7 protein-coding genes are annotated in these 6,527 nt (G+C 46.5%); 2 read left to right on the forward strand and 5 right to left on the reverse strand.

All coding sequences use genetic code 11. From position 1 onward, the window contains the following. Positions 1–39: 39 nt before the first annotated feature. The 5 genes from folE to coaBC form a co-directional block, all read right to left on the reverse strand. Positions 40–699 carry a GTP cyclohydrolase I FolE gene (gene folE / locus KT99_RS10710; RefSeq protein ID WP_005499866.1) on the reverse strand — a complete coding sequence of 220 codons (660 nt, stop codon included), beginning with the start codon at positions 697–699 and terminating at the stop codon, positions 40–42. A 226-nt stretch (positions 700–925) separates the two neighbouring features. Further along, on the reverse strand, positions 926–2,890 hold the full coding sequence (locus tag KT99_RS10715) for an alpha/beta hydrolase family protein (RefSeq protein ID WP_005499867.1): 1,965 nt from the start codon (positions 2,888–2,890) through the stop codon (positions 926–928). A gap of 207 nt (positions 2,891–3,097) precedes the next feature. Continuing rightward, positions 3,098–3,691, reverse strand: a complete 594-nt coding sequence (gene slmA, locus KT99_RS10720; RefSeq protein WP_005499868.1) for a nucleoid occlusion factor SlmA — start codon at positions 3,689–3,691, stop codon at positions 3,098–3,100. A 20-nt stretch (positions 3,692–3,711) separates the two neighbouring features. Beyond that, positions 3,712–4,170, reverse strand: coding sequence for a dUTP diphosphatase (gene dut, locus KT99_RS10725; RefSeq protein WP_005499869.1), 459 nt, complete (start codon positions 4,168–4,170; stop codon positions 3,712–3,714). Further along, positions 4,167–5,408 carry a bifunctional phosphopantothenoylcysteine decarboxylase/phosphopantothenate--cysteine ligase CoaBC gene (coaBC, locus tag KT99_RS10730; RefSeq protein WP_050774347.1) on the reverse strand — a complete coding sequence of 414 codons (1,242 nt, stop codon included), beginning with the start codon at positions 5,406–5,408 and terminating at the stop codon, positions 4,167–4,169. Before coaBC ends, dut begins: the two co-directional genes overlap by 4 nt. Before the next feature lie 167 nt (positions 5,409–5,575). Between coaBC and radC the strand changes: the two genes are divergently transcribed. Together radC and rpmB are read left to right on the forward strand one after the other, a co-directional pair. Beyond that, positions 5,576–6,253: a RadC family protein gene (gene radC, locus KT99_RS10735; RefSeq protein ID WP_005499871.1), complete on the forward strand. Its 678-nt coding sequence runs from the start codon at positions 5,576–5,578 to the stop codon at positions 6,251–6,253. Positions 6,254–6,381: 128 nt separating this feature from the next. Further along, positions 6,382–6,527, forward strand: a 146-nt coding sequence (gene rpmB, locus KT99_RS20790; protein WP_083804840.1) for a 50S ribosomal protein L28, incomplete at its 3' end; no start/stop codon positions are given.

A 6,527-nucleotide genomic window follows, 5' to 3' on the forward strand; every position in this document is an offset into this window, starting at 1 on the left:
TTCGAGTTCCTAGGTTCTAGGAACTCGTATCTTGTGTTGTTAATTACTCAGAAACTCTGCGCGGGTCGCCGGGTTTGATTTGAAAATTCCACCCAGTGCTGTGGTAGTCGTCGAGCTGGTGGAGTCCATGATGCCACGAGACTTAACGCAGTAATGCACCGCATCCATCTTCACCGCCACATCTTTGGTCTCTAGCAGAGTCTGTAAGGCTACTAACACCTGTTGAGTGAGGCGTTCCTGTACCTGAGGTCGCTGGGCAAAGAAACGCACGATACGGTTAATCTTGGACAGACCTATGATGTTTTTGCGGGGCAGATAAGCCACGGTCGCTAAACCATCTATGGTGACCAGGTGATGCTCACAGGTACTGGTTAGGCTGATATCTTTGACCTTAACCATCTCATCGAAGCCCATCTTATTCTCGATGACGGTGATCTTGGGAAAGTTGGCGTAATCTAAGCCGGAAAATATCTCATCCACATACATCTTAGCGACTCGACGTGGGGTATCGACCAAGCTGTCATCGGTCAGATCCAGAGATATCAAGGTCAAGATCTCGCGCATATGATGCTCGATCCTCTCCTTACGCTCCTCTGCGCTGAATTCTGAAGGTAGCATAGGTGTCTCGAGCCCTCGGGCTAGTAATGCCGTCTGAACTTGTACTGCTGACTCACTGAGCTGTGCTTCTTTCGATGTCATAGTGTCCTCCACTATTCTGCTAGTGGTTATTGCCGGTGCATTTTTATGGCTGTAAATGTCGAGTGTTAATTCGATTTAGCTAAAAGCCATGGGCTAGTGAGCATGGTCGTAGAATAACAATCGGACGGGGAGGATACCCTGAATCGCCGATAAATTATACCCAGAAGCTGTGTGGGTATAGTAAAAAAGCCGATTGAGACAATCGGCTTGAAATATCAGTTAGTGATCAAAGATTGAGACTTTTTCCCAGAAACGCCAGCATAAGTTTGTAATATTTCTCTTGGTGTTCATCATTATAGAAACCGTGTCCCTCATCATCCATAACCAATTTTTCATAAGGGTAGTTAATTTCTTGCAGTGCATCTTCGAGAGACTCGAGCTGCTCTATAGGGGCTCGCTCGTCTTCCCCTCCGTGTACCAATAGCAATTTAACCTTAAGTTTGTCGACATTATGACTCGGAGACATCTTGGCCAGGATAGCTTCGTCGGTACCAAGTACTTGTTTCAGGTACTGTCTACCGGCCTTTCGTTCCTGAATATCTCCCTCTTCAAACATGAGTTCAAGATCATATATTCCAGCGAAACCAATAGCACATTGAAAAAGATCAGGGGCCAATATGGAGCTTTGTAGCGCCGAGTATCCGCCGAAACTTGCACCGACGATACAGATCCTGTCTTTATCGACATATCCCTGCTCTATGACATAACGAGTGGCGTCTATGATGTCATATTGAATTTTAGCGCCCCACTCTCGATGGCCAGCATGTTCAAAGCTGTCTCCATAGCCACCAGAGCCTCTAAAATTCACCTGCAGTACGGCAGCACCTTGACTGGCTATGAGTTGATTTTGATTATTGAATCTCCACCTGTCTCTGGGGCCGTGAGGACCTCCGTGAGGGTTAACTACTAAAGGTAAATTCTTTGCTTCCTTGCCGTTGGGTAAGGTAAGGTAGCCATGAATTAACTGACCATCTCGGCTGGTGAAAGTGATAGGTTTAACTTCGGCCATCAGCTCTGGGTCGAGCCATTGTTTTTGAGAAACAAGATATTCAAGTTTTACCGTTTTACTGTTAAACAGGTAGTAATCACCCGGGTTTCTATCGTTAAACGCCTTGATAATAAATTGGCTACCATCTGTGGTTTCACTTACTAAGTGAATTTGATGTCCCGGCAATGAAGCCAGTAACTGCTTAATATATTTTGCGTGAGTATCGTTTTTATCGACAAACTCGTAGGTAGGATAACCATTTTCATACTCAACGGCGTAGAGTTTCTTCGTTATTTTGTTGAGCCAGATATTGCTCGGATCGACGATTTCATCTTGGCTTATGAGTTTTTTTATACCCGTTTTAATGTTGACAAGGTACACGCCTTTGGGCTTGCCGTTCTCACTACCCAGGACATAAACACTGTCATTATCTTCGCCCAAAGCGATAGGGCTCATCTGGTTAAGGTTTAGATTAAGTTTATCTGTATCTATCCATTTACGATCTTGTCGATAAAAGAGTGTGGAGCTAATGTGATCTCTGGTACCGCTGACAAAATGGACCTTACCTGCATCGTCATTGAGAAATTTGGCATAGGGGATAGGGGCTGTGGTGATTTTTTTACGGGTGCCCTTGTAAACATCCACTTTATAGACCCTTTGTCTATTTTCTGCCGTATTACTTCCCCCAGACCCCCAAGGTAATGCTTGGACTAACATGAAACGTTTGTCCTTAGGCAGTGGGTCTAATATGTAGGCTGTGGCACGAATAGGGGTATTTTTTTTCAACCTTGACCCCACTTGCATTTCAGCTCCTTTATAGCCAAAAAGGTATGTAGCTTTAGACCCATCGGCATTAACGGCCATCAGCTCGCCATAGTATTGTGGGTGATCCTTCCAACCTTTCAGGTATACTTTTTGTAATACAATCCGCTCATGATTGACCCATTCGTAGTCGCCGACCTGAGCATTTCCTGGAAAATGAATAACGTGCATTGGTTTTTTGGAGATAGCATCTAATATCATCAGCATCTTCTTACCCTCTTTCGAGGTTAAGACGCTAAGGTACTCTCCATTAGGAGATATTTTGACATTAGTGTACTCGGCGGAACGGCTAAACTGGGCGATGAGATCCTTGGTTTGAGCTTGGACTAATAGGCTATTTAGCAGCAGGCAGGTAAAACTAAACCACTTAATTAGTTTCATAGAGACATCCTTGTTACATGTTTTTATTGGTTATGTCCTCGGTAAAACTAAAATAGTTAATTAGTTTCATGGAGGCGTCTTTGTTACATGTTTGTATTAATTTTTACGTATATGTTACTAGGTGAGGGTAAAGTGAATTATCGGGATCTGCAATTAAATTTGTTTGGAACAGCAGCCATTTTACAGGCTGCTATAGGGTATATGAGTTTAACTTTGTAATAGTTGCTGTTGAATAAATAACCACTGCTGGTCGAAGTGCTGAGTCGGTTTTTGCTTGAACTCGCTGCGAACAAACTGAGCGATACGCCCTTCGGCGAAGGCTAGCAATAGATTCGCCAGAATCGCCTCGTCCAATTTGAAACCCTTGCCTTCACGTAAGGTCTTCTCTCGGAGGATCTGTTTCAGATGGGTCTCTATCTTGCAAAATATCAAATTAACCCGGCTGCGTAGGCGTTCATGTTCACCTAACAGGGCGTCGCCATTGAGAATGCGCGAGATCCCCGGGTTACGCTCGGAGAAGATAAGCAGCAGTTGTAGTAATTGCTGGCAGCGTTTTATGGTGTCTTTCTCTTCATCCATGATGAGGTTGATGCGTGACAGCAGCGAATCTTCAATAAAGTCTATCAAGCCCTCAAACATACGGGCCTTACTGGGGAAGTGACGATACAGGGCCGCCTCGGATACACCAACTTCGGCAGCGAGTTTGGCTGTGGTAATTCTTTGTCCTGGGTTGGTTTCTAGCATGCTGGCTAGACATTGGAGAATATGTTCGCGGCGATTAATTTTAGGGCTTGCAGCCATTTAGTCTTCCTTCACTCTTTCTATTGGGTACCTGAGTGGCCAAAGCCACCTTCCCCACGACTTGAATTATCAAATTCATCGACAAGCTTAAATTCAGCCTGTATTACCGGCACAAACACCAGTTGGGCTAATCTGTCACCTATCTCTAAGGTAAAAGGTTCATTGCCTCTGTTCCAGCAAGAGACCATAAGGGGTCCTTGGTAGTCGGAGTCGATCAGACCGACTAAATTTCCCAGCACTATGCCATGTTTATGGCCTAAGCCCGATCGCGGTAAAATCATCGCCGCAAGTCCTGGATCGGCAACATGAATCGAAATACCGGTTGGAATTAAGATTGTTTCACCCGGCTCGACGATCATACTTGTCTCAATCATGGCCCTAAGGTCCATACCGGCACTGCCTGGTGTCGCGTAGGTGGGGAGAGGGTACTGTGAACCGATACGCGAATCGAGAATTTTAACTTCTATGGGGGTTTTCATTTGTTGTCATCTTTTAAAATGGCGATTCGTTCGGCGACGATGGCGAGTAGTTGACCTGCCAAGGTTTGCTTATCGGTTGGCGGAAGATCTTTTTGGCCCTTGGCCCAAATGACCTTGAGTGCATTATTGTCGGCATTGAAGCCCAGCTCAGGATTAGACACATCATTGGCGGCTATCATATCGAGTTTCTTGCGCAGCAGTTTATCTTTAGCGTAGCGTTCGACATCTTGGGTCTCGGCGGCAAATCCTAAGGTAAATGGTCTTGGACTATGGCTGGCAACGGTGGCTAAGATATCAGGATTTCTTACCAAGGCAAGCTGCATATCCTTGGATGATTTTTTTATCTTATCTGTTGCGACATCTGCCACTCGATAATCGGCAACGGCGGCGCAACCGATGAAGATATCGTGATTGTCGACCCGGCTCATCACGGCCTCGAGCATGTCTCGGGTCGAGATAACATCGACTCGTTTGACTCCAGCGGGTGTCGCCAGGTTGACGGGTCCGCAGATTAAGGTGACCTCGGCGCCCATGTCGGTTGCCGCTTTAGCGATGGCGAAGCCCATTTTTCCCGAGCTATGATTGGAAATATAACGCACAGGATCGATTGCTTCCCGCGTCGGTCCGGCTGTCAGCAGTAGTGAGTGGCCTGCCAGTAATTTAGGTGTGAAAAATTGCACTGTCAGCGCGACGATATCTAAAGGTTCCAGCATGCGTCCCGGGCCAATTTCGCCACAGGCCTGGCTGCCGGATGCGGGTCCCCAAATCCTAAGACCGCGTTTGGCTAAGTTTGCCAGGTTATCTTGTGTCGCCTGATTGCGATACATCTGCTGGTTCATCGCCGGGCAAAGTATTATCTGAGCTTCGGTAGCTAAGCAAGTGGTGGTAATGAGCTCATCGGCCATACCTGCATTTATTCGGGCTATCAGGTTGGCAGTTGCCGGGGCGACAATCACCAGATCCGCCCATCGAGCCAGCTCTATATGACCCATGGCTGCTTCGGCCCTAGTATCGAGTAGATCCGATGCCACCGGATATCCCGATAAGGCTTGCAAGGTAAGCGGAGTGATAAATTCCTTCGCGCTCTGACTCATCACGACACGTACGTCGAAGCCGCGCTCTTTTAAGCGTCGGATAAGGTCGGCAGATTTGTAGGCCGCGATTCCGCCGCCTATAGCGAGAAGGATATTTTTATTGGTCTGACTTGAAGACTGATTTGAAATCTTACTTTGGCTCATACTTTTGCTCATAGACTGTGGCTCATAAGGATGATTCATGAGCAACAATGCAGTCGCTAAATTGAATTGTCGCCTAAGATATCACAAAGCTTAGGCAGTGGAGGATACAAGTTTTATAAAACTCGACCATACTCTGCAGAAGATGAAAATTACGCAAGGAGGGGGTGATGGGGATCAAAGATTGGCCGTCAGGAGAGGGGCCGCGAGATAAACTACTGAGTCATGGGGTGGGTCAGTTATCCGATTCTGAGCTGTTGGCTGTGGTGCTTAGAAATGGCTTAAAGGGATTGAGTGCCGTTGAGTTGGCTCGGAATCTAATCGCAGAGTTCGGCGGACTCAGGGAGCTAGTGAAGGCGTCTCAGCAGGAGGTCTGTAAATTACCTGGTATGGGGCCGGTAAAGTTTGCTCAGATTCAGGCTGCGGCCGAGTTGAGTACCCGGATTTCGGCGGAAAAGTTAAAAAGAGGCAAAATATTGAGTGATCCTGATTTAACTCGGGACTATTTAATGAGACAATTGCAGGATCGTGCCTATGAAGTGTTCGCCATTTTGTTGTTGGACAGTCAGCACCGAGTCATTCAGTTTGTTGAATTATTCCGTGGCACCATAGATTCGGCGTCAGTTTATCCACGAGATGTGGTGTGTCTGGTGCTTGAGAAAAAAGCCGCGGCCGTGATTGTCTGCCACAACCATCCATCTGGAGTTGCGGAGCCAAGCTTGGCCGACAGGCGAATTACTGAGCGATTAAAGTGTGCCTTGGCAACCATAGATGTTTCCTTGTTAGACCATATGGTTGTAGGCGATCGCGAGATAGTTTCATTTGCAGAGCGGGGGTGGATAGACTAACTATTCCTTGATCTTTGCTTTTAGATCCTGTATAAAATGCGCCCTCTGTTGTGTGCCTCAGGCGACGGCCGTGTTCGAGGTGCATTAATGCTCGAGCGTTAAAATATTTTGTTTTGGAGAAGATTGACATGTCAAGAGTATGCCAAGTAACTGGCAAGAAACCAATGGTTGGTAACAACCGCTCGCACGCAAAAAATTCGACACGACGTCGTTTTTTACCTAACCTACAAACTCATCGTTTTTGGGTAGAAGGCGAAAAGCGTTTCGTAAGCTA

Origin of the sequence: Shewanella benthica KT99, assembly GCF_000172075.1 — a bacterium.
In the GTDB taxonomy this organism is placed as follows: Bacteria; Pseudomonadota; Gammaproteobacteria; order Enterobacterales; family Shewanellaceae; genus Shewanella; species Shewanella benthica_A.